The organism is Noviherbaspirillum album (assembly GCF_035916955.1).
GTDB classification, from domain to species: domain Bacteria; phylum Pseudomonadota; class Gammaproteobacteria; order Burkholderiales; family Burkholderiaceae_D; genus Noviherbaspirillum; species Noviherbaspirillum album.
The window spans coordinates 132,265-155,165 of sequence record NZ_JAWIIV010000004.1 but is presented as its reverse complement, the minus strand read 5'-3'; the positions used below and the strand labels follow the sequence as shown (position 1 = coordinate 155,165).

Annotated in this window: 20 protein-coding genes; 11 read left to right on the top strand and 9 right to left on the bottom strand. The window is 64.1% G+C overall.

Translation table 11 applies throughout. The annotated features are described in order from the left end of the window. The first annotated feature begins 82 nt into the window (after positions 1 to 82). From RY831_RS06990 to pdeM, 4 genes are read left to right on the top strand one after another with little or no spacing between them, the layout of a single operon-like run. Positions 83 to 1,120, top strand: a complete 1,038-nt coding sequence (locus RY831_RS06990) for a ligase-associated DNA damage response exonuclease (protein WP_326505600.1) — start codon at positions 83 to 85, stop codon at positions 1,118 to 1,120. After that, the gene (locus tag RY831_RS06985) at positions 1,113 to 2,732 is read left to right on the top strand and encodes an ATP-dependent DNA ligase (protein WP_326505599.1); all 1,620 of its coding nucleotides are present in this window, start codon (positions 1,113 to 1,115) and stop codon (positions 2,730 to 2,732) included. The genes RY831_RS06990 and RY831_RS06985 overlap by 8 nt, the downstream gene beginning before the upstream one ends. Positions 2,733 to 2,767: 35 nt before the next feature. Then, complete coding sequence (locus tag RY831_RS06980; RefSeq protein WP_326505736.1) at positions 2,768 to 5,263, top strand: ligase-associated DNA damage response DEXH box helicase; 2,496 nt, start codon at positions 2,768 to 2,770, stop codon at positions 5,261 to 5,263. After that, the gene (gene pdeM / locus RY831_RS06975) at positions 5,260 to 5,928 is read left to right on the top strand and encodes a ligase-associated DNA damage response endonuclease PdeM (RefSeq protein WP_326505598.1); all 669 of its coding nucleotides are present in this window, start codon (positions 5,260 to 5,262) and stop codon (positions 5,926 to 5,928) included. Before RY831_RS06980 ends, pdeM begins: the two co-directional genes overlap by 4 nt. Before the next feature lie 8 nt (positions 5,929 to 5,936). On the opposite strand, the gene RY831_RS06970 is transcribed toward pdeM, so the two are convergent. From RY831_RS06970 to RY831_RS06950, 5 genes are all read right to left on the bottom strand, one after another. Further along, positions 5,937 to 7,112: a hypothetical protein gene (locus RY831_RS06970; RefSeq protein ID WP_326505597.1), complete on the bottom strand. Its 1,176-nt coding sequence runs from the start codon at positions 7,110 to 7,112 to the stop codon at positions 5,937 to 5,939. Between the two features lie 124 nt (positions 7,113 to 7,236). Next, positions 7,237 to 8,469, bottom strand: a complete 1,233-nt coding sequence (locus RY831_RS06965) for a metal-dependent hydrolase (RefSeq protein ID WP_326505596.1) — start codon at positions 8,467 to 8,469, stop codon at positions 7,237 to 7,239. Between the two features lie 86 nt (positions 8,470 to 8,555). Further along, entirely contained in the window at positions 8,556 to 9,452 is an 897-nt protein-coding gene (locus tag RY831_RS06960) for a helix-turn-helix domain-containing protein (protein WP_326505595.1), read from the bottom strand. A 279-nt stretch (positions 9,453 to 9,731) separates the two neighbouring features. Further along, entirely contained in the window at positions 9,732 to 10,502 is a 771-nt protein-coding gene (locus RY831_RS06955) for a TerC family protein (protein WP_326505594.1), read from the bottom strand. 105 nt (positions 10,503 to 10,607) lie between these two features. Then, the gene (locus tag RY831_RS06950) at positions 10,608 to 11,297 is read right to left on the bottom strand and encodes a Bax inhibitor-1/YccA family protein (RefSeq protein WP_326505593.1); all 690 of its coding nucleotides are present in this window, start codon (positions 11,295 to 11,297) and stop codon (positions 10,608 to 10,610) included. A 149-nt stretch (positions 11,298 to 11,446) separates the two neighbouring features. Between RY831_RS06950 and nhaR the strand changes: the two genes are divergently transcribed. Next, the gene (gene nhaR, locus RY831_RS06945; protein WP_326505592.1) at positions 11,447 to 12,358 is read left to right on the top strand and encodes a transcriptional activator NhaR; all 912 of its coding nucleotides are present in this window, start codon (positions 11,447 to 11,449) and stop codon (positions 12,356 to 12,358) included. Positions 12,359 to 12,390: 32 nt separating this feature from the next. Here the strand turns inward: nhaR and RY831_RS06940 are convergent, their stop codons facing one another. Continuing rightward, positions 12,391 to 12,999, bottom strand: a complete 609-nt coding sequence (locus RY831_RS06940) for a LysE/ArgO family amino acid transporter (protein WP_326505591.1) — start codon at positions 12,997 to 12,999, stop codon at positions 12,391 to 12,393. A gap of 128 nt (positions 13,000 to 13,127) precedes the next feature. Here RY831_RS06940 and RY831_RS06935 point away from each other — a divergent pair, with 128 nt between their 5' ends. The 5 genes from RY831_RS06935 to RY831_RS06915 all read left to right on the top strand — a co-directional run bounded on the left by RY831_RS06935 (position 13,128) and on the right by RY831_RS06915 (position 17,908). Beyond that, complete coding sequence (locus tag RY831_RS06935) at positions 13,128 to 14,039, top strand: LysR family transcriptional regulator ArgP (protein ID WP_326505590.1); 912 nt, start codon at positions 13,128 to 13,130, stop codon at positions 14,037 to 14,039. Positions 14,040 to 14,055: 16 nt separating this feature from the next. Continuing rightward, the gene (locus RY831_RS06930; protein WP_326505589.1) at positions 14,056 to 15,270 is read left to right on the top strand and encodes an MFS transporter; all 1,215 of its coding nucleotides are present in this window, start codon (positions 14,056 to 14,058) and stop codon (positions 15,268 to 15,270) included. 72 nt (positions 15,271 to 15,342) lie between these two features. Beyond that, positions 15,343 to 16,650, top strand: a complete 1,308-nt coding sequence (locus RY831_RS06925; protein WP_326505588.1) for a family 1 glycosylhydrolase — start codon at positions 15,343 to 15,345, stop codon at positions 16,648 to 16,650. A gap of 59 nt (positions 16,651 to 16,709) precedes the next feature. Next, the gene (gene pcaC / locus RY831_RS06920) at positions 16,710 to 17,141 is read left to right on the top strand and encodes a 4-carboxymuconolactone decarboxylase (RefSeq protein ID WP_326505587.1); all 432 of its coding nucleotides are present in this window, start codon (positions 16,710 to 16,712) and stop codon (positions 17,139 to 17,141) included. Between the two features lie 188 nt (positions 17,142 to 17,329). Next, positions 17,330 to 17,908, top strand: coding sequence for a CHRD domain-containing protein (locus RY831_RS06915; RefSeq protein WP_326505586.1), 579 nt, complete (start codon positions 17,330 to 17,332; stop codon positions 17,906 to 17,908). Positions 17,909 to 17,958: 50 nt separating this feature from the next. On the opposite strand, the gene RY831_RS06910 is transcribed toward RY831_RS06915, so the two are convergent. Together RY831_RS06910 and cls are read right to left on the bottom strand one after the other, a co-directional pair. Continuing rightward, positions 17,959 to 19,359 (bottom strand): PQQ-dependent sugar dehydrogenase, encoded by a 1,401-nt coding sequence (locus RY831_RS06910; protein ID WP_326505585.1) that lies wholly within the window; start codon positions 19,357 to 19,359, stop codon positions 17,959 to 17,961. A gap of 181 nt (positions 19,360 to 19,540) precedes the next feature. Then, a complete protein-coding gene (gene cls / locus RY831_RS06905) occupies positions 19,541 to 21,130 on the bottom strand; it encodes a cardiolipin synthase (RefSeq protein WP_326505584.1) in 1,590 nt (529 codons plus the stop codon). A gap of 89 nt (positions 21,131 to 21,219) precedes the next feature. Here cls and RY831_RS06900 point away from each other — a divergent pair, with 89 nt between their 5' ends. Then, the gene (locus RY831_RS06900) at positions 21,220 to 22,092 is read left to right on the top strand and encodes a DUF429 domain-containing protein (RefSeq protein ID WP_326505583.1); all 873 of its coding nucleotides are present in this window, start codon (positions 21,220 to 21,222) and stop codon (positions 22,090 to 22,092) included. Between the two features lie 267 nt (positions 22,093 to 22,359). Here the strand turns inward: RY831_RS06900 and RY831_RS06895 are convergent, their stop codons facing one another. After that, a complete protein-coding gene (locus RY831_RS06895; RefSeq protein WP_326505582.1) occupies positions 22,360 to 22,611 on the bottom strand; it encodes a DUF6139 family protein in 252 nt (83 codons plus the stop codon). Between the last annotated feature and the right edge of the window lie 290 nt (positions 22,612 to 22,901).

The window sequence follows — 22,901 nt, the reverse complement described above, 5'->3', positions numbered from 1 at the left end:
ATGCGCACCAAATTCCGCGCTTCGTTGTCCTAGCTGAAGGAAAGAGGTCGAACACTGATCGCCGCACGACAAGGAATCCCGCATGACCGACATGGTGGTTGCACGCAAGGAAGGCCTGTATTGCGTACCCGGGGATTTCTATATTGACCCCTGGCAGCCAGTGGAAAGGGCCGTCATCACCCATGCGCACGCCGACCATGCGCGCATCGGCCACGGCCATTACCTGGCATCCGCCGAAGGCGAAGGCGTGCTGCGTTCGCGCCTCGGCGAAATCCATCTCGAAACGCTGCCCTACGGCCAAACCGTGGTGCGCAACGGCGTCACCGTCTCGCTGCATCCCGCCGGCCATGTGCTCGGCTCGGCCCAGGTGCGCATGGAATACCGCGGCGAAGTGTGGGTGGCATCCGGCGACTACAAGGTCGAAGCGGATGCGACCTGCGCGGCGTTCGAGCCGGTGCGCTGCGATACCTTCATCACCGAATCCACCTTCGGCCTGCCGATCTACCGCTGGCAGCCGCAGCAGAATATTTTCGACGACATCAACGACTGGTGGCGCGCCAATGCGCAGGAAGGCCGCGCCAGCGTGCTGTTCTGCTATGCGTTCGGCAAGGCGCAGCGCATTCTTTCCGGCATTGATGCCGGCATCGGTCCTATCATCTGCCACGGCGCGGTCGAACCGCTCAACCGAGCCTACCGCGCTTCCGGCGTGCACCTGCCAGACACGCGCATGGTGACCGACGTTGCCGACAAGGCAGAGCTGCGCCGCGCGCTGGTGATCGCGCCGCCTTCTGCCGGCAACTCACCGTGGATGAAGCGCTTCGGCGAATACAGCGATGCCTTCGCCAGCGGCTGGATGCTGCTGCGCGGCGCGCGGCGGCGGCGCGCAGTCGACCGCGGCTTCATCCTGTCCGACCATGCCGACTGGCCCGGCCTGATGCAGGCCATAGCTGCCACCGGCGCGCAGCGGGTGATCGTCACCCATGGCCAGGTGCCGGTGATGGTGCGCTGGCTGCGGCAGAACGGGCTGGATGCCGGCGCTTTCGCCACCGAGTACGGCGACGAGGAAGACAAGGGCAGTGCGGCGGAAGAACCCGACGGCGAAAGGCTCGCCAATGCGTGAGTTCGCCCGCCTCTACGCGGAACTCGACAGCACCACCGCCACCAGCCGCAAGCTGGCGGCGCTCAAGCAGTACTTCAGCCAGGCGGCGCCGGCCAATGCCGCCTGGGCGGTGTATTTCCTCGCCGGCGGCAAGCCGCGCCAGATTGTGCCGACCAAGCTGCTGCGGCAGTTCGCGATCGAGCATGCCGCCATCGACGACTGGCTGTTCGACGAGTGCTACCACGCCGTCGGCGATTTCGCCGAAACCATCGCCCACCTGCTGCCGCCGCCGAAGGAAGCTTCCGATGTCGGCCTGGCGGAATGGATGACCGAGCGCATCGCGCCCCTGCGCGGCGCGGCGCCGGAAGTCGTTCGCGAAGCGATGATCTCCTTCTGGGACCAGCTTGCCGCGCAGGAGCGCTTCGTGCTGCAGAAACTGATTGGCGGCAGCTTCCGGGTCGGCGTCTCGCGCCTGCTGGTCACGCGCGCGCTGGCCGAGGTGGCCGAGGTCGACAGCAAGCGCATCGCCCAGCGCCTGATGGGCTGGACCGACGGCAAGGTGCAGCCCACCGCCGAGCAGTACCTGCAGCTCGTCGCCGGCCATCATGAACAGGAACACGAATCGCGCGGCGGCCATCCCTATCCCTTCTTCCTGGCCCATGCTCTGCAGGCCGATCCCGCCACGCTGGGGTCGGTCGGTGACTGGATCGCGGAATGGAAATACGACGGCATCCGCGCGCAGCTGGTGCGGCGCGAGGGCCAGACTTGGCTGTGGTCGCGCGGCGAAGACCTGATCACCGAGCGCTTCCCCGAAATCAGCGGCATGCCGCTGCCGGAAGGCACGGTCATCGACGGCGAGATCGTCATCTGGAGGGATGATGCGCCGGCACCGTTCGCAGCGCTGCAGCAGCGCATCGGCCGCAAGACGCTGTCGGCGAAGATGCGCGCCGAGCTGCCGGCGGTGCTGATCGCCTACGACCTGCTTGAAGCCGAAGGCAAGGATATGCGCAGCCACCCCCAGGCCGAGCGGCGCTCGCTGCTGGAGAAGACGGTTGCGGCCATCGATCATCCCGCGCTCAGGCTGTCCCCGCTGGTGGCGGCGGCGTCATGGGGCGAGCTGGCGCAGCTGCGCGAAAGCTCGCGCTCGCGCTCCGTCGAAGGCTTGATGCTCAAGGCGGCCGCCTCGTGCTACGGCGTCGGCCGCACCAAGGACAGCGGCACCTGGTGGAAATGGAAGATCGATCCCTATGCGGTCGACGCGGTGCTGATCTATGCGCAGACCGGCAATGGCCGGCGCGCCTCGCTCTATACCGATTACACCTTCGCGGTATGGGACAGCGAGCCGGACGGCACCCGCAAGCTGGTGCCGTTCGCCAAGGCCTATTCCGGCCTGACCGATGCCGAGATCGCGCGGGTGGATGCGGCGATCCGGCGCACCACGATAGAACGCTTCGGCCCGGTGCGCAGCGTGCAGCCGACCATGGTGTTCGAGATCGGCTTCGAAGGCATCGCCGCCTCGCCGCGCCACAAGGCCGGCATCGCGGTGCGCTTTCCGCGCATCCTGCGCATGCGCGACGACAAGCCCATCGAGGAAGCCGACACGCTCGACACCCTGAAGGGAATGCTGGCGTGAGCGCCGCGCGCCTGCGCGAAGGCGCCGCTGCTCCCATGCCGCGCGCCGCGAAAGGAAAGGCACTGCCTGTGCAGGCGCCCGCGCCCGGGTCCGCGAGCGAAGCCATCGACCGCTGGTTCGAACAGCGCGGCTGGCAGGCGTTTGCATTCCAGCGCGCCGTCTGGCAGGCGGCGGCCGAGGGCAAGTCGGGGCTGCTGCATGCCACCACCGGTTCCGGCAAGACTTACGCGGTCTGGTTCGGCGCCGTGCTGCGCGCGCTGATGCAGTCACAGCGGCAGCCACCATTGAAGGCCGGCCTGCGTGTCCTGTGGATCACGCCGATGCGCGCGCTGGCCGCCGATACCGGGCGCGCATTGCAGACACCGCTGGAAGAGATATTGCCCGCATGGCGGGTCGGCCTGCGCACCGGCGACACCTCGTCCGCGGAACGCAGCCGGCAATCGAAAGCCCTGCCGCAGGCTCTCATCACCACACCCGAAAGCCTGTCGCTGATGCTCAGCCGCGCCGATGCGCAGACGCAGATGGCCATGCTGGACATGGTGATCGTGGATGAATGGCATGAACTGATGGGCAGCAAGCGCGGCGTGCAGGCGCAGCTGGCGCTGGCGCGCCTGCGGCTGTGGCGCCCCGGACTGGTGGTGTGGGGGCTGTCGGCCACGCTCGGCAATCTGCGCGTGGCGCAGGATGCCTTGCTCGGCGAAGGCAGGGGGGTACTGGTGGAGGGCCGGATCGACAAGGAGATCGCGGTCGATACCCTGATTCCTCCGAATCCGGCGATCTTTCCCTGGGTCGGCCATCTCGGCCTGCAAATGCTGCGACCGGTTATCGATGAGATTGATGCGCATGCGACCACGCTGGTGTTCACCAATACCCGTTCGCAGGCCGAACTCTGGTACCAGCACCTGATCGAGGCGCGGCCCGACTGGGCCGGCCTCATCGCGCTGCATCACGGCTCGCTCGACAAGGCCGTGCGCGACTGGGTGGAACTGGCGGTGAAGCAGGGCGAGCTCAAGGCGGTGGTCTGCACTTCCAGCCTCGACCTCGGCGTTGATTTCCTGCCGGTGGAGCGGGTGCTGCAGATCGGCAGCCCGAAAGGCGTGGCCCGCCTGATCCAGCGCGCCGGCCGCAGCGGCCATGCGCCCGGCCGGGTATCGCGCGTGACGCTGGTGCCGACGCATAGCCTGGAACTGCTGGAAGCCGCTGCGGCGAAACGCGCGGTGGCGCAGCGCCGCATCGAATCGCGCCCGGTGCCGGAGAAGCCGCTCGACGTATTGGTGCAGCACATGGTCACCATCGCGCTCGGCGGCGGCTTCACTTCCGATGCTTTGTTCGATGAAGTGAGAACCGCCTATGCCTACCGCAATCTGGGCGAGGAAGAGTGGCAATGGGCGCTGCAGTTCGTCGCCTGCGGCGGACAGAGCCTTGCCGTCTATCCCGAATACCGGCGCGTGCTGCCGGACGAGCACGGCGTGTACCGCGTGCCGGATGCGGCGCTCGGCCGCCGCCACCGGATGAGCATCGGCACCATCGTTTCGGATGCATCGATGCAGGTGAAATTCCTGTCCGGGACGAAGCTCGGCACGGTCGAGGAATCGTTCATCTCGCGGCTGCGCAAGGGCGACCATTTCCTGTTCGGCGGACGCTTGCTGGAATTCGTGCGGGTGCACGAGATGACCGCCTATGTCCGGCGCGGCAACGGCAGCAAGGCGGCGGTGCCGCGCTGGCAGGGCGGCAAGATGCCGCTGTCGTCGGAGCTGGCGATGGCCGCGCTGGAATGCCTGCAGGAGGCTGCCGAGCATCGCTACGACGGCCCGGAGATGCGGGCCATCGCGCCGCTGCTGGAAGTGCAGCAGCGCTGGTCGGGGCTACCCACCGCGCAGGTGCTGCTGGCGGAACAGACCGAGAGCCGCGAAGGGCATCACCTGTTCCTGTATCCGTTCGCCGGCCGCTCGGTGCATATCGGGCTGGCTTCGCTGCTCGCTTGGCGCGTGGCGAAAAATTCGCCGGCCACCTTCTCGATGGCGGTCAACGACTATGGCTTCGAACTGCTGTCGCTACGGCCGGTGGAATGGCAGGGCCTGCTCGGCGACGCGCTGCTGTCGAGCGAGTACCTGCTGGAAGACGTGCTGGCCAGCCTGAACGCCACCGAGCTGGCGCAGCGCCGCTTCCGCGAAATCGCCCGCATCGCCGGCCTGATTTTCCAGGGTTTCCCCGGCCAGCCGAAAAGCACGCGGCAGCTGCAGGCTTCGTCCAGCCTGTTCTTCGAAGTCTTTCGCAAGCATGACGCCGGCAACCTGCTGCTGACGCAGGCGCAGCGGGAAGTGCTGGAACAGGAACTGGAACTGTCGCGCCTGCGCGCGGCGCTCGACGACATGCGCCGGCGCAGCCTTCACTTTTACACGACGCGCAAGCCGACGCCGTTTGCGTTTCCGCTGATGGTCGAGCGGCTGCGCGAAAAGCTCAGCAATGAAAAGCTGTCCGACCGCGTGGCGCGCATGCTGCGCGAACTGGAAAAGGCGGCGCGGAAATGAGCGCCGGTATTGACTTCGCCGACATCGTCATCGAAGGCGAGACCTTGAGGTTGCTGCCCCAGCGCGCCATCTACTGGCCGGCGCGGCAGACGCTGATGATCGCCGACATCCATTTCGGCAAGGCGGCCGCCTTTCGCGCACGCGGCGTGCCGGTGCCGCACGGGACCACCGCGCAGAACCTGGCGCTGATCGATGCGCTGCTGCAGGCGCATGCGGCGGAGCATATTGTCTTTCTCGGCGACTTCCTGCATTCGCGGGCGGTGCAGGGCACGGCCAGCTTGCGCACTCTGCAGCAATGGCGCGACGCGCATGCGGACCTGCGGCTGACGCTGGTGCGCGGCAATCACGACGCACATGCCGGAGATCCGCCCGCTGCATTGCGCATGGACATCGTGGATGAGCCTTTTTGCATCGGGCCGTTTGCCTGCTGCCATCACCCTGAGCCGCGCCCGGATGCCTATGTGCTGGCCGGCCATGTGCACCCGGTCTACCGGCTGGCGGCGGGCGGCGACAGCCTGCGGCTGCCGTGTTTTCTATTTGGGGAACGCGGTGCGGTGCTGCCTTCCTTCGGCGCCTTCACCGGTGGGTATGCGGTGACGCCGAAGGAGGGAGAGCGGCTGTTCGTCGCCGCCGAGGACGCGGTGTTCGAGGTGCCGACGCGCTGAGGTTTGGGTCAGGCCGGCTGCCCGGCGCCGGGGCTGGGGTTGGCGCTGGCAGCGGCGAAGCGGGCGCGGCCGATCAGGTATTCGAGGCCGGTGGCAACCGCAAGCACCATCGAGCCGGCGATCAGTACCTGGCGCGGCGCCAGGGTTTCCGCCAGCATCCAGAACATGCCGAGCGAGGTCATGCGCAGTATCCACAGCACCAGCTCGCGCGCGAAGATGCGGTCCGACAGTGCGCCTTCGATATCCAGCGTCTGCTGGTTCAGCACCTGTTCGCTGGCCAGCAGGAAGGGGCTGCCGACCGCCTTGAGCACGGAATAGACGATGTACAGCGCCGGAATCCAGACGCTCGCACCCAGCAGCAGGAAGGCGGTGCCGACCACCAGGCAGGACGCGCCCAGCCAGCCGGCGCGGTTGCCGACATCGCGGTTGCGCCGGGTGATGTAGAGCGCGATGCCGCCGGCCAGGCCGGCGAGCGTTGCCACCCAGCCGAAGCGGCTGGCCGAGCCGAGCGCTTCCGACGCGCCCGCAGACGCCAGCGCCTGGCTGATGCCGAACAGGCCGGACTCAAGAAAGAACAGCGGCAGGCAGGCGATGAACTGCGGCTGGCGCAGCACCGTCGCCGGCTGCTGCAGCGGCGCCAGCGGCGCCTGCGGCAGGCCGCGGCCGAACAGGGTGCCGCCCAGCAGGCAGATCGCGCCGTAGACCTGATAGACAAGATCGCTGCGCTCGGTGAAGACCGCCAGCAGGCTGGTCATCGTGAGCGTGGTGCCGACGCTGAAGAGGACGGTGGCGGTGCCCGCGCGGGCGGCATAGGCATCGCGTTCGCCGTCCTTGAGCAGGGACATTTCCAGCCAGTGGCGCGCACCCCATGACAACCCGAGAAAGCTGCCGTAGGCCATGGCCAGCGTCCATCTGGAATGGTCGCCCAGGAGGAGCAGCAGGCCCGGTGCCAGGAAGGCCAGGCGCATGACGCGGGCGGCGCTCAATCGCAGGCGTGGGCCGAAGACGTAGGCGAGCGCGGTGGCGCCCATCGCCGAGCTCAGCATGGCGGCGGTGAAGCCGAACATCGCATGCACGTCGTGCGCGGCCATCACGAAATAGCCGATGAAACCGATCATGGTGCCGATGGAACCCTGCAACGCAATGAAAGGCAACATCGCGCGTTGGGATGCTGATAAGGACATTATTGTTTTCGCTAGTTGACGGATTGAACAGCGCGATGGCCGGCGGCCATGCGCGAGTGCCGTGTAGGACTAGCCTGCAGGAAAGAGGTTCCGCAAGGAAATGTCCTTGCGGAAAATGGAGTGGCTAACGCGGCGTCAGCAAGTCATGGCGGGGATAAGCCCAGGCCGGAACGTTTGGCAGGCAGGCGCGGTTTGCGAAATCGGCAAAGCGCAACGTGGAGAAGTTGCCTCGCGGGCTGGTGGCGAAGCGGATGTCGGTAGCTTGTTCCGCATTCACGGAAGGCACGCGGGCAAAGCGCATCCAGGCATCGAAATGGCAATTCTCGCTACGCAGGCGGCGCAGCGCTTTCAGATCGCCTTGCTCTTGCGAAAACAGTGCGATCCCGGTTGCGACAGGTTGTTGGGCAGCCGTATCCGCCAATGCGACGGGGCATGCAGCAACCGGCACCAGTTCCGGTGCAATGCTGACAATGCCGCGCTTGAGGGCGTATGTGCCTGCGGCCTCGTTGCTTTCCACCGAAGCGAAGGCCCAGCATAGCGGATTGGCGGGGAAGGCAGACATCGACATGTCGAGCACCCGTGTCGCGGGATCGGCGGCACGCAGGTGCGCGGCAAGCATATCCTTGCTGCGCTGCGAAGCCTGGTGCTGCACGCCGACGAACACCAGCGCGAAGACGAACGACAGCAGCAATCCGCCGCGACCGCGTTCGCCGCAGCGCTGCTGCACGACGCCGAGCACGAGAGCCATGCCGGACAGCACGGCGAACGACGGCCAGGACAGGAAGCCGCGCGTGGTGAAGTACAGCGGCACGCCGATCAGCAGCGCGGCCAGCAGAATCTTCAATGCCCGCAGGCGCACCATCCAGGCCAGTGTCATGCCGAAGGCAATCCAGAATACCGGTTCCAGGATGAACACCATGTCGCCATACAGCCAGCGCGCATCGACCGGATAGAAAGGATGGATGCCGTAGGAATTGAGGTAATCCATCATCAGGTGCAATGCGAAGCCGGTGGCAATGCTGAGCAGCAGGCCGAGGCGGGCGCTTGCACTTTGCTTGAGCAGGCGCCGCGCGGCGGGCCAGAGCAGGTAGAGCAGCGCAGCCAGCAGCAGCGCCTGCGGCAGCGCGTAGAGCACGGTATGCGTATGCCCCCGGTGATGCAGCAGATAGCCGAGCGGTGCCGGCAGCAGCGGCGTGAGCACCAGGTCGAGATCGGGAAAATTGCCGGCCAGCCAGCAGGCAATCAGCATCATGCGGTGGCGGATGCCTTGCTTCTGGCTGTCGCTTTCAGGAGGCAGGCTGCGGTGCAGCAGGGCACCGGCGGCGAGGCTGGCGACGGAGTGGCTGAGGTTGTCCATGGGGCAAGATATTACCGGCTTTTCCATGCCGCCACTGCCTTGCCCCTCGTCTTTTAACTTTTAATTTCTCCTGCGCTCGCTGAAATTCAAGGCACCGGCGGACGTCCCTGCGCCGCCATCGCCTTGAACCATTTCGCGGTCGCTTCATCGGCAGGGAAGAAAGATTCCACCCGCAATTCATGCACGGTGACGTCATGCGGCGTGCCCAGCGTGGCGATGGTGGTGAACAGGTTGAGCGACACCTCGCCTTTCTTCAGGATGACCGGCAGGAAGGGCAGGGCACGTGCATCCAGGTTGGGCGTGCGCATGGCGCCGGCAATGCCGTCGAACGCGGCAAGCTCGTCGAGCAGGCGCGTCGCTTCGCTGCCGGGGCCGTCGCTCATCGCCTCGCGCTGTATCCAGTGCAGCATGTCGCCGCAGACATCCTTCCAGTTCGGAATGAACGGACGCAGTCCGGCCGGGTCGAGCATCAGGCGGGCGACGTTGATTTGGCCGTCACGCGGAATCGGCGCATGCTCGGGCATGCCGAGCAGCCATTTCATCATGCGCCCCGCCGGCTCGTTGGGCATCACCAGGTTCCAAAGCCGGTCCACCACCAGCGCCGGATACGGCGCCTGCTGCTGCAGCATGAAATCCAGGGCCTGCTTGACCGCGCGCAGCTCGGGGTCCGACAGGCTGCGCTCCTGATAGGCTGGCGCGAAGCCGGCGGCAAGCAGCATCACGTTGCGCTGGCGCAGCGGCACGTCGAGCACCATGCCGAGTTTCAGAATCATTTCCTTGCTCGGCTGCGAACGGCCGCTTTCCAGGAAACTGATGTGGCGCTGCGAAATCCCGCTCTCGGTCGACAGCTTGAGCTGCGTCAGTCCCCGCTTTTCTCGCCAGTAACGAAGCGCCGAGGCGAAGTCGTGAAAATAGCGCTCGTGCGAAACCGGCGCGGCGGCCGGCTTGAGCGTCGCGGTGCCGGCCTGGGCTATGGCTGTCATCCTTCCTCCTTCTGTTATTGCTTGTTGCCGTCGGTGTGCATGCAGTGTACCTGCCTGAAGTCATGCTTTCATGTTCGGGATTGTGCAGGGGCTGCTGGCGCGGGTCGATTACTTGCGAGGTAATGCGCGAACCAATGGAGAGACGGGAAGAAACGCGGTGGTGCAAGGCATGAAAAAAGCCGGCAGGGAACCGAGGTTCCGTTGCCGGCCAACGCTGCAGCCGTTGCCGGCCGCGCACTGAGGTTGAAGAGACGAGAGAAACTGCTTGGGACTAACTGCTTACTGCGACTTGCTCGCTTCGTCAGGCACATACCGGGTGGCATCCAGATCGGCCCGGGTCGAATGGCGGCGCAGGCGGATGTTGAGCATTTCCACCATCAGCGAGAATGCCATCGCGCTGTAGATGTAACCCTTCGGAACGTGATGGCCGAAACCTTCGGCGATCAGCACCACGGCAACCACCACCAGGAAGGACAGCGCCAGCATCTTGATGGTGGGATGCGCGGACACGAAGCGGCCGATAGGACCAGCAAAGAACATCATCAGGGCGACCGATACGATCACTGCGGCAACCATCACGGCGATCTCGTCGACCATGCCGACCGCGGTAATGATGGAGTCGAGCGAGAACACCAGGTCGATCACCATGATCTGCATCACGATGCCGGCGAAGGTAGCCTTCACCACGCCGCCTGCGCCAGCGCCGCCTTCTGCGCCTTCGAGGGATTCATGGATCTCGCCCACGCTCTTGTACAGCAGGAACAGGCCGCCGGCCAGCAGCACGAGGTCGCGTCCGGAGAAGTCAAATCCGAAGATCGAGAACAGCGGTTGGGTCATCCCAACAATCCAGGAAAGCGTCAGCAGCAGGCCGATACGCATGAACATCGCAAGGAAAAGGCCGAGACGGCGAGTGAATTCCTGCTTTTCCTTGGGAAGCTTGTCGACCAGGATGGAGATGAAGATGATGTTGTCGATGCCCAGTACCAGCTCGAGTGCGGTGAGCGTGAGAAAGGCCATCCATATCTGCGGATCGGAGAGTAGTTCAATCATATTGATTTCCTTGGTTGATGATTATTCTTGTAGGCAAAAACAGAGGGCGCAGGCCTTGGACGGTCGCGCCCTCGTTCGATCCACGGAAGGTGGACCTGTTCCCTGTCAGTCGTTGCTGCTGAAGCCGAGCAGGTGCAGCAGGCTGGTGAACAGGTTGAAGATGGAAACGAACAGGCTCAGCGTTGCCATCACATAGTTGGTTTCGCCGCCGCGCACGATCTGGTTGGTCTCATACAGGATCATGCCCGACATCAGCAGCACGACTACCGCTGATATTGTCAGCGACAGCGCCGGGATCTGCAGGAAGATCGCGGCGAGGCTGGCGAGGAAGGCCACCAGGATGCCCACCATCAGGAAGCCGCCCATGAAGGACAGGTCGCGCTTGGTGACCAGCGCATAGGCGGACAGGCCGACGAAGGCAGCCGCGGTGCCGCCCATGGCCAGCATGACCGTTTGCGTACCGTTGGGCATGTTCAGGTAATGCGTCAGCACCGGGCCGAGCGTATAACCCATGAAACCGGTCAGTGCGAAGACCAGGGCCACGCCGAGGCCGCGGTCGCGGTACTTGTTGACCAGGAACAGCAAGCCGAAATAGCCGACCATCGTCAGCAGGATGCCGGGGTGGGGCAGGCGCAGGGCAACCGACGTGCCGGCGGCCAGCGCGCTGAAGGCCAGCGTCATCGCCAGCAGCATGTAAGTATTGCGCAGGACCTTGTGAGATGCCACATCCATCACGCTGGTTGCGGCATAGGCAGCGGGCGCCGGACGGCGCAGCGAGGTGAAGCGGTCATTCATGATGCAATCCTTTCAGGATGGTTCGAACAAGCACGAAAGCAGCAAGCACCGCCCGGGCGGCCCTTGCTGAAAACGAAGAGGATGTTAAAACTTCTTATCTGTGATAAAAAGCGAAGATAAAAGAAACGTCGCTTCGGGAAAAGTGGAATATGAAAAATACTGGGATCAACTTTCGACATCTCTATTATTTCTGGGTGGTAGCCAAGGAAGGCAGCGTGACGCGAGCAGCCGAGAGGCTCGATGTTGCAATCCAGACAATTAGTGCGCAGCTGGCGCTGCTGGAGCAGGCGGTTGGGAAGGCGCTGCTGGCGCCGCAGGGACGGCGGCTGGTGCTGACCGAAGCCGGCCGGGTCGCCCTGCGCTATGCCGACCAGATTTTCATGCTTGGCGAAGAAATGCAGGAAGTACTCACCGAATCCGATATCGGCCAGACCATGCGCCTGACCGTCGGTCTTTCCGACTCCCTGCCCAAGCTGATCGCCTCGCGCCTGCTGGAGGCGGCATTGAAGTTGCCGCAGAAGGTCAAGCTGGTTTGCCACGAAGATGACTTCGAATCGTTGCTCGGCGATCTCTCGGTGCACAAGCTCGATGTAATCCTGACCGACCGGCCGGTGCCGTCAGGCACCACCCTGCGGGTGTTCAGCCACCTGATCGGGGAAAGCGAGTTGATGCTGTTCGGTCTGCCCGAAATGGCGGAAAAATACCGGGAAGGTTTTCCGAAGAGCTTGCATGGCGCGCCGATGCTGCTGCCCACGCGCAACCATGCGATCCGCGGCCGCTTCGACCACTGGTTCGAGTCGCATGATGTGCGCCCCGACACCGTTGCCGAATTCGACGACAATGCCTTGCTCAATACCTTTGCCCGCCACGGTCACGGATTGTTTCCCGCGCCGTCGGCGCTGGCTGACGACGTGCGCGAAGAGCTTGGCGCGGTGCCGGTGGGGGAACTGACGCAGTTGAGGGAGCAGTTCTATGCCATCTCGAATGAACGCAAGATCCAGCATCCGGCGGTCGATGCCATCCTGACTGCCGTGCATGGCGGCCTGTTCGTCAAGCATTGAGTCGCTGCAGGAAGGAGGCAAATCCTTCGCTATCAACCGGCCTGCAGCGCCAGCGTCAAGGCCAGCGCCAGCATGATCGTGCCGACCGCGCCGTCCAGCAGGCGCCATGCCGATGGCTTTGCGAACCAGGGTGACAGCAGGCGCGCGCCGAAGCCGATCAGGCTGAACCAGGCGCAGGCCGCGCTGACCGCGCCGAGCGCGAACCACCACTTGCCGTCCGGCCCCTGCTGGCCGCCCACCGCGCCCAGCAGCACCACCGTATCGAGATAGACATGCGGGTTCAGCCATGTCACCGCCAGCACCGTCAGCAAGGCTTGCCGCACGGTCAGGGGCGCGCCTGACGATGCCTGCAGGCTGCCTGCGCCGAAGGCGGCCTTCCAGGCGCGCAAGCCATACCACGCGAGGAAAATTGCGCCGCCCCAACGCGCCGCGTTCAGCATCAGCGGCGAGCGCTCGATCAGGGTGCCGATGCCGGCGATGCCGGCGGTGATCAGCAGCGTCTCGCAGACGATGCATGTCAGCACCGTCAGGCCGACATGCTGACGCAGCAGTCCCATGCGCAGCACATGCGCGTTCTGTGATCCGATCGCGACGATCAGCCCGGCGCCGAGGCCGAGTCCCTTCAGATAAAAAGCAAGCATGCCGGTTTCCTGTTCCTTTTCCGCCGCCTGCGCTGTCAGGCGTAACGGCCACGATTGTTGCTCAGGCCGATGGAAAGCTGAACTAAACTTAATACAATTACGGTTTGCTAAATTTTGCTTCATCTGACATGCAGCTCGATCCCCGCCAATCGCAAGCGCTGCTTGCCGTCATCGATACCGGAAGCTTCGAACTGGCAGCCGCCACGCTGCATCTGACGGCGTCGGCCGTATCGCAGCGGGTGCGCGCGCTGGAGACCGCGCTCGGCACGCCGCTGGTGGTGCGTACCCGGCCGTGCCGCACCACGCCCGCCGGACAGCGGCTGCTGCAATACCTGCGCCGCGTGCAGTCGCTGGAAGACGACCTGCGCGCCGACTTCGCCGGCGGCCCGGAGCCGCTGGCAGTCACCATCGCCGTCAATGCCGATACCCTGGCCAGCTGGCTGCTGCCGGCGCTCGCGGATTTCATCATCGAGGAACGCATTCTGCTCGACCTGACGGTGGACGACCAGGACCATACCTATGCACTGCTGGAAGCGGGGCTGGCGCTGGGATGCGTGTCGACCGAGACCAGGCCGATGCGCGGCTGCCAGGCGCAGCCGCTGGGCAGCATGCGCTACCGCTGCATGGCGGCGCCCGCCTTTCGCGATAGATGGTTCGGCAAGGGCATGACGCGTGCCGCGGTGCAGCAGGCGCCTGTGGTGCAGTTCAACCGCAAGGACAGGCTGCAGGCCGACTTCCTGCAGCGGCACTACGGCCTGATGCCGGGTGGCTATCCGAGTCATTTCGTTCCGGCGTCCGAAGCTTTCATGCGCGCGATCGAACTGGGGCTGGGCTGGGGCATGCTGCCCGAGGTGCAGATGGCGGTCCTGCAGCGGCAGGGGGCGCTGGTCGACATTGCGCCGAACCGGCCGGTCGATGTCCAGCTGTTCTGGCATACCTGGAAAGTGCAGTCGCCCCGCATGGAGCGCCTGTCGCGGTCGCTGCTGGAAGCCGCGCGCAAGATGCTGCGCCGGCCTTCCGGCGGCGTGGGCGACAAGTAAGGGTTACACTGCGGACATGCCGAAACCGACCGCCGACATGCCGGACAAGGATCCCTGGAAGATCGTCTATCTGCTCGCCTTTACCCAGATCGTGTCCTGGGGGTCGCTTTACTACGCATTCGCAGTCGTCGCCGACGACATCCAGCGCGATCTCGGACTGCCCACCCATATCGTGTTCGGCGCCTTTTCATGGAGCCTGCTGGTCGCCGGGCTGGCCGCCACGCCGGCTGGCATGCTGATCGACCGCGTCGGCGGACGCGCGGTGATGACTGCTGGCTCCCTGCTGGCGGGCCTCGGCATGGCCGGCATCGCCTGCAGCCATTCCGCCGCAATGTATATCGGCGCCTGGACCGTGACCGGCATCGCCATGGCAATGACCTTGTACGAGGCCGCCTTCGCCACCATCAATCGTGAATTCGTGCGCGGCGCGCGCAAAGGCATCTCGGTGCTGACACTGTTCGGCGGCCTGGCAAGCACCGTGTTCTGGCCGCTGACGCTGAAACTCAACACCGCATTCGGCTGGCGCGACACGCTGCTGTGCTATGCGGCAATCCACCTGCTGCTCTGCCTGCCCATGCATGCCCTGCTGGCACAGGCCGGGACCAGGCACTCCACCGCACATGCGGCGGATGCGCAAGCTGCGCGCAGCTTTACGCTGCACGAGGCGCTGCGCGAACCGGTGTTCTGGAAACTGGCGCTGGCCTTCTCCGCCAACCTTTTCATTTTCTCCGCGCTGTCGATTCACCTGATCCCGCTGCTGCAGCGCTTCGGTCATTCCGCCGGCACCACCGTGCTGGTGGCGGCGCTGATCGGCCCGATGCAGGTGGCTGGGCGCATCGCCGAGATGGCGTTTTCCGGAAAGCTGCGGCCGCAGACGGTCGGCATCGCCACCTTCGCAGTGCTGCCGGTGGCCTTGCTGGCGCTGCTGTTGCTGGGAGCGCATCCTGCCGCCGTCGTCGCGTTCTGCATGCTGTACGGCATGAGCAACGGCGTGCTCACCATCGTGCGCGGCATTGTTCCGCAGGCGCTGTTCGGCCGGGAAAACTATGGCGCCATTTCGGGCGCGCTGGCCGGGCCTTCCCTCGTCTCCAAGGCAGCCGGACCGCTGGCGGCGGCTTCCCTGGTGGCCCATGATCCGGCGCCGGAATGGCTGCTCGGCATCCTGCTGGCGGTTTCCATCCTGTCGCTGGCCTGCTTCCTGTCCGCGGTGCGCGCCGGCGCTGTTCGGTAAGCACGCGTATCCTTCCGAAACTTCGCGCGGCCGGTCGCGGTCTACCTGCCACTGCGCCATGGGCAAGGAGGCATGATGATGTCGCCCGGATTCATCTTCGCCACGGGAATCGAGAACAGCGCTCCCACGATCAACGGCGGCCGCACCCGCATGGATGAAATGGACAAATGCGGCCATTACCACCATTGGCGCACCGACTTCAGCCTGGTGCAGGAACTCGGCATCCACTTCCTGCGCTACGGACCGCCGCTGCATGGCGCGCTGCTCGGCCCGGACCGCTACGACTGGTCGTTTGCCGATGAAACCTTCGGCGATCTCAAGAACCGGGATCTCATTCCCATCGTCGATCTCTGCCACTTCGGCGTGCCGGACTGGATCGGCAACTTCCAGAATCCCGACTTCCCGCAGCTTTTCGCCGCCTATGCGCAGGCTTTCGCCCAGCGCTTTCCATGGGTGCAGCTGTACACGCCGGTCAACGAGATGTTCATCTGCGCGGTGTTTTCCGGGCTGTACGGCTGGTGGAACGAGCAGCAGACCAGCGACCGCGCCTTCGTCACCGCGCTCAAGCACCTGGTCAAGGCCAATGTGCTGGCGATGAATGCCATCCTCAAGGTCAGGCCGGATGCGCTGTTCATCCAGAGCGAATCCTCGGAGTACTTCCATGCGGAGAACCCGCGCGCGATCCGGCCGGCGGAACTGGCCAATGCGCGCCGCTTCCTGTCGCTGGACCTGAACTACGGCCGGCGCGTCGATTCCGAAATGTACGAATACCTGATGGACAACGGCATGACGCGCGACGAGTACCGCTTCTTCATGCGCAACAATCTCAAGCATCACTGCATCATGGGCAACGACTATTACATGACCAACGAGCACCTGGTGATGGAGGACGGCAGCATGCAGGCGTCGGGAGAGATTTTCGGCTATTCGGTCATCACCAACCAGTACCATGACCGCTACCGGCTGCCCGTCATGCATACCGAAACCAACCTGGTGCAGGGGCCGAACGGCGACGAAGCGGTGTTCTGGCTGCGCAAGCAATGGGCGAACGTGCTGCGGGTGCGCAACGACGGCGTGCCCATCGTTGGCTTCACCTGGTATTCCCTGACCGACCAGGTCGACTGGGACACGGCGCTGCGCGAAAACAATGGGCACACGAACGCGCTCGGCCTGTACGATCTCGACCGCAACATCCGGCCGGTGGGAGTGGCCTACGCCAAGCTAATCCATGACTGGCGACAGGTGCTGCCGACGCAGAGCGTGTGCCTGCAGGTGCCGGTCGTCATGCCCAGCGAAGCCGACCAGGAATGGGCGAGACGCCAGCGCGCCCATGCCTACCAGACCCGGCATGAAACCGCGGCGCCTGCCAATACCGACTAGGAAGGATAGGGAAGCGGCGCTTTTATAATCCACTCTTTCAACCGCACGGAGACACCGGCATGGATCAGCAAGAAGGACAACAAGAAGGACAGCGCGATCAGCAGTATGAAGGCGGCTTGCAAAAGCGCAGGCAGGTGATGGGAGCGGAGTATGTCGAACGCGCTTTCGCCAACGCCGACGAATTCAGCATGCCGCTGCAGGAGTTCATCACCCGCAATGCCTGGGGCACGGTCTGGTGCCGCGAAGGACTGGACATGAAAACCCGCAGCCTGATCACGGTATCGATGCTGACCGCGCTTGGCCGTTCCCATGAATTGAAGGGCCACCTGCGCGGCGCGCTGAACAATGGCGCCACACCCGAGGAACTGCGCGAAGTGCTGCTGCACGCCGCCGTCTATTGCGGCGCGCCGCTGGCAGTGGACGCATTCCGTACCGCGCAGGAAGTGGTGGCCGAGTGGAGGGCGACGCGGACGCAGCAAGCACCCGGTTGACGCGGTCGGGCGGCCTGCGTATGGATGCCATGCAGGCATGATCCCTGCATGGTGATAGTCCATAACAATGAGGCAACAGCGGCTGGCGGACCAGCGGCTGGCGAAGCAGAGACTGGGGAAGCAACGGCGAGCGAGTCGCCGGTTCCGACGCACGGGGAGAACGTCGATCAACCTGACAGGAGACGGCAGTGAAGATTTTTTCCTTGCGTACAATTTACATCGGCTTGCTTTCCCTTGTGCTGGCAGCCTGCGGTGGCGGTCATGAGAGCCCGTACGAGGCATACAGCGCCGTGCTGACGGGAGGCGAGGTGGTGCCCGCGGTCGCCAGCAACGGATCCGGCAGCGCCGTGGCCACCGTCGACCTGGACCGCCGGACGCTGCTGGCCACGGTCGTCGTCACCGGCGTTGCGGCAACCGAAGTTCACCTGCATATTGCCCGCGTCGGCACTGTCGCGCCGCCGGCGTTCGCATTCAGCAATGTGCCGGGCAGTGCGGTATGGACGCTCAGTATTCCGCTCACCGAGCCGCAGCTCAATGCGCTGTGGCGCGGCGATTTCGCCATCGACGTGCACAGCGCGGCCGCGCCGAACGGCGAAATCCGAGGCCAGCTGCTGGATTATTTTCCTTCGTTCGAGCAAGTTGATATCCTGGCCCGGGCGCGTCAGCAATCGCCTCTGGTCGAGGAGCAGCTGAGGCAACTGCGCGATATCGAGGAAGAGGAAGACGACTGGCGCTTCGGCGGCGTCGGGCTCACGGTCGGTTTTTGAACCGGGTCCACCGCCTTGCCGCTCCGCCAGGAAGCGGCAAGTCACCCTAGCTAGCGCGGATACATCTGGTAAATGGCGTTGGCGTAATCGTCCGAGATCAGCAGGTTGCCCCTGGCATCGGGAATCACGTCGACCGGGCGGCCCCACAGCGACTTTGCCACCGGGTCGGTGACGAAGCCGGTAACGAGATCGTATTCGGCACCGGCATTGCCCGCCGCATCGAACGGGAAATAAGACACTTTGTAGCCGGCGCGCAGGGTGGTGCAGTTCCAGCAGCCATGCTGCGCCACCGCGGCGCCGGAGCGATAGGCTGGCGGTACGGCGCTCGCGTGCAGGAAGCTGAATCCGAGCGGTGCGGAATGGGCCCGGATGCCTTTTGCCGACCGCTCGATGGCAGCGCAATTGAGCGCCGCGCCGGTGCGGTTGAGATCGTAGTCGGGAACCGCATCCAGATTGCTCATCGCGGCGTTCGGCACGGCATTGCAGAAAGGCCAGCCGTAGTTGGCGCCGGCGCGCACCGACGTGAACAGTTCCGGCGGATTTTCGTCCACATAGGAGGGCAGCGTCTTTCCCAGGTCGTTGCTGCCGTCGCCGTCGATGTCGCCATTGACCGGCACCTGTATTTCATCGCGGTTGTTAACCGTGATCCACAGAGTGCTGGTGCCGGGAATGAAGGCCAGTCCCTCCGCATTGCGCAATCCGCGCGCATAGAGCGTTCGCTCCTTGCCATCCGCCGAATACTGGTAGATCGCTCCGCGCACCGGATCGCTGACCGTGTCCTCGGCGCAAGCGTTGCAGGCCGATGCCACCGATACATACAGCTTGTTGTCCGGCGACAATGCGATGTTCTTCAGTTCATGCCCGTAGTTGCCGCCCAGCTCCGGCAGCGAGCTGTCGGGCAGGTCGGCTACCACGGTTTCGCGTGCGGCGGTCCCGGTTTCGCCGGCCTGATAGACCGAGCGGGTCACGCGGTTGGATTCGGCAACATACAGGTAGGTGGTGTTGCCGATGACGTGGAATACCATGTCGTGCGGTTTGCGCAAACCGGTCGCATAGTCGAAGGTTTGCGGCGTATCGTTCGCCCGTTCCCGCAGCAGCACGATCTTGCCTTCGCTCGGCACCGACACCAGCACATCGCCATTGGGTGCCAGCGCCATGAAGCGCGCCTTGTTCACCCTGGCCCAGACCCGGATGCCGAAGCCGGGCGGGATGGTCAGGTTTTTCGCCGTATCGAATGGTGCCTGTGCCAGTGCGGCAGGCACTTCCAGCGGCTGTACCACCGATGCGGCAGCTGCTTGCAGCGCAACCGGCGCGGCGCTAGGCGTCACTGGCGATGCAGCCGATGTTCCACCGCCCCCGCCGCCGCAGCTGCCGAGCAATGCGGCGCCCAGAATCGTTCCCAGCGCACGTGCGGAAGCACGGTGCGCCGGCCGTTCCATCGAGAATCTCATATTGCGCTTTCTTTAATAATTCAACTGCTCGATGGATAACTATCGAATAATTTGGTTCAACGCTGATACATTCGCACCCTCGCGGGCATGCAGGCAATTAACGGTCGACAATGTCCACAGGGAACAAGACACGCTGCAGAGACTGGCAGCGACAGGAGCGTGACGGACAGAGTATGGCTGTCTACAGCCAGTATTCGAGCAGGCGGGTACTCATTTCACGCAGGCGGTCGCGCAGGCCGCGCTTGCGCCAGGCATCGAGCGTGATCTCGGTGGATTCCTGCAGGTCTCGCTGGAACAGCGCATCCATGCGGTCGGCGAATTCCGTGCTCAGGACCACCGCATTGATTTCATCGTTGTGAAGGAAACTGCGCATGTCGAGGTTGGTCGATCCTATCGTTGACCAGACGCCGTCGACGACGGCCGTCTTCGCATGCAGCATCGCGGTCTTGCGTTCATAAACCCGGATGCCGGCCCTGAGCAGTTCATCGTAATAGGAGCGCCCTGCGTACAGCAGGATGCCGACGTCGGTGAAACTGGGAAAAATGATGCGCACATCGACGCCGCGGCGCGCGGCGTTGACCATGGCGTCGATGATCTGCCGATCCGGCACGAAGTAGGCGGTGGTCAGGTGCACATACTTGTCCGCATGCGCGAGCGCCGAGATGTAGGTCTTGTACACCGCGAAGTCGGCGCGGTCGGGCGTGCTGCCGATGGCCCGCACCAGAGACTTTCCCTCCGCCTTCAGCGGTGGAAAATACCGCGCCTCCCGCGGCTGCCCGCCGGTCTGGCGTTGCCAGGTATCGAGGAACAGCTTCTGGAAATCGGCAACCACCGGCCCTTCGACCTGCATGTGGGTATCGCGCCATGCGGCATCCATCGCATCCTTCGGCGGCGGCTCGCTACGCCGGCTCTTGAGGAAGGAACTCTTGCCGTACACCTTGCTGATGTTGACGCCGCCGGTGAATGCAATGCGGCCGTCGACCACCAGCAGCTTGCGGTGGTCGCGCTGGTTGATATCCCACTTGCCCTTGGCCTCCATGGGATTGACCGGATTGAATTCGAGCACGCTGACGCCGGCGGCGCGCATGCGGTCGAAGAACTCGCGCGGCGTGGCGAGGCTGCCCACGCTGTCGTAGATCACGTTGACGCGCACGCCGGCCGACTGCTTGGCGATCAGCAGGTCGGCGAGTTCGCGCCCGATCTCGTCGGCTTCGAAGATGTAGGTTTCGAGATTGACATGGTCGCGCGCGGCGCGGATCGCACCGATCATCGCCCGCATGGTCGCGGGACCGTCGTCGAGCAGCGTGACCTTGTTGCCGGCGACCAGAGGCTGTCCGCTGATCGCTTCCTCCGCCGCCACATGCTTGGACAGCACATCGGTGTCACCCGCCTTCGCCGCGAGGCCGTCGAGCAGCGCCTGCTTGCGCTTGTCGGGCAATTCGCCTCCGGCGCTGACGATGGTCGGCTGCGCCTTGCCAACCAGGTCGCGATTGCTCAGGTAGCGGACGTCCGGCAGACTCGCGCAGCCGGCAAGCGCAAGCACGCAAAGCAGCGCAGCGGCCCGGCTCATCCGGTCGATCAGGCTGAGGGTGCTTTCAGTCCGGCCGAGCGCTCGATGCCGGCCGCCGTGCCCGCCGCGCTGCGTTGCGGTTCCTTGCCGTGTCGCCGCAGCGACAATGCGCAACGCCTTGTGCGGCAGACAATCCGCCCCCGAATCGATCGGCCGGTCGGACTGAAACTGTTCTGGCGGCGATGCACCTGGTGTGCGCATCCGACTCTTCTTTCTTCGTTATTGATATGGGATGCAATGCAGCGCAATGCATTGGTCTCGATTTGAGTGACTTTGCCGCTGGATAATTCATGCAACTCTCACATCACTTGTTTTTCGTTAAACTGGCCGGCATGCAAATCGTTGGAGTGGACTTTACCTCGGCGCCGCGGCGCGCCAAACCGATCACGGTCGCCTTCGGCGCGGCCGACGGCAAGGTGTTGCGCATCGACGGCATCGATGCCCATCCTGGCTGGGCATCCTATGAAGCGTGGCTGGCGCAGCCCGGAACCTGGATCGGTGGTTTCGACTTCCCATTCGGGCTGTCGCGCGAACTGGTCGAGCATCTGGGCTGGCCGCAAACCTGGGCCGCACTCGTGACGCACTGCGCAACGCTGGAACGCGCGCAATTGCGCGCCACTTTCAAGGCTTTCTGCGATGCGCGCCCGGTGGGCAACAAGTTCGCGCATCGCGTCACCGACGGTCCCGCCGGTTCCAGCCCCTCAATGAAATGGGTAAATCCGCCGGTGGCCTACATGTTTCACGAAGGCACGCGCCGGCTGCTCGATGCGCGGGTGACGGTATTCGGCCTGCATGCCGGCGACCCCCGGCGCATTGCGCTGGAAGCCTATCCGGGCCTGGTGGCGCGCGCGGTCACCCGTGCCTCGTACAAGAGCGATGAGCGCGCCAAGCAGACGCCCGAGCGCCGCGCCGCGCGCATGCACATCGTGCAATCGCTGGAAGACGGCACTCATCCCCTGGGCATACGGCTTGTGATGAAAAAGGCTTTGCGGCGCGAGCTGATTGAAGACGGCAGCGCCGACTGGCTCGATGCGGTCCTGTGCGCGGTGGCGGCGGCATGGGCGGCGCAGCGGCCCAACTTCGGCTTGCCCTCGCAGCTCGATCCGGTGGAGGGATGGACTGCAGGCGCCCTGCATGACGGCATACTGCCGCAAGCACGGTAAGGCCATTGCAGGACCACGGTGACCACGGTGGCATGAAGGGATATGCGGATGCGCATGCCGAAGTCGGACTCCGGCATGCGGGCTTGTCATTGCTGATGTTGAATGTCCTGCCGGGGCGACAGGACTAGCGAGACGATGACACGGGCACCGATGCTTCCGGTTTCCGGTTTCCGGTTTCAGACGCCCGACTTCAGGTCATCAAGCCTTCTTTGCCGGAGCGCATCACGGCGCCCGGCATGTTGGCCGATTCAGGTAACCCATCCTGCCTCAGACGTTGGGACCGATCCTCACCTTGTTGACGCTGGAGATCGCATATCCCTTCGCGCTGATCTGCTGATAGGCGTCCTGCGCGCTGATGCCGTGCAGCGGTTCATTGCCCGCGTCGTCGAGATCCACGTTGGTCTCGGCGCTTTCCCAATCGGTGTTGGTGGCTTCATTCGGAATGGGCCGTCCTTCAGGTACGGCGAGGTAGGAATACTTGCCTTCTGTTTCAGGGCGCTTATACACATCAACTTTCATGGTGACATCCTTATAAAACGGGTGTCTGCTATTGACCTTATGACATTGCAAAAGGTTGCGCGACGCCGACAGGAAACGCTCTGCCGCTTGTTATTGCGGCATCAGCTTCAGTCTTGGCGCATCTGAAGTTGTCCTTTTGAGATGCCTCAATCTTAACCAATGCAGTCGCATTGTTATCGTTCTGCAAAACTTGCGTAAAAAAATGTTTCGGAGTTGCATAAACGAATATTGAAGCTTGGAAAGTCCGTATTTAGAATGGGCAACGTTGCGTCGCATCAACGAGACGCAGC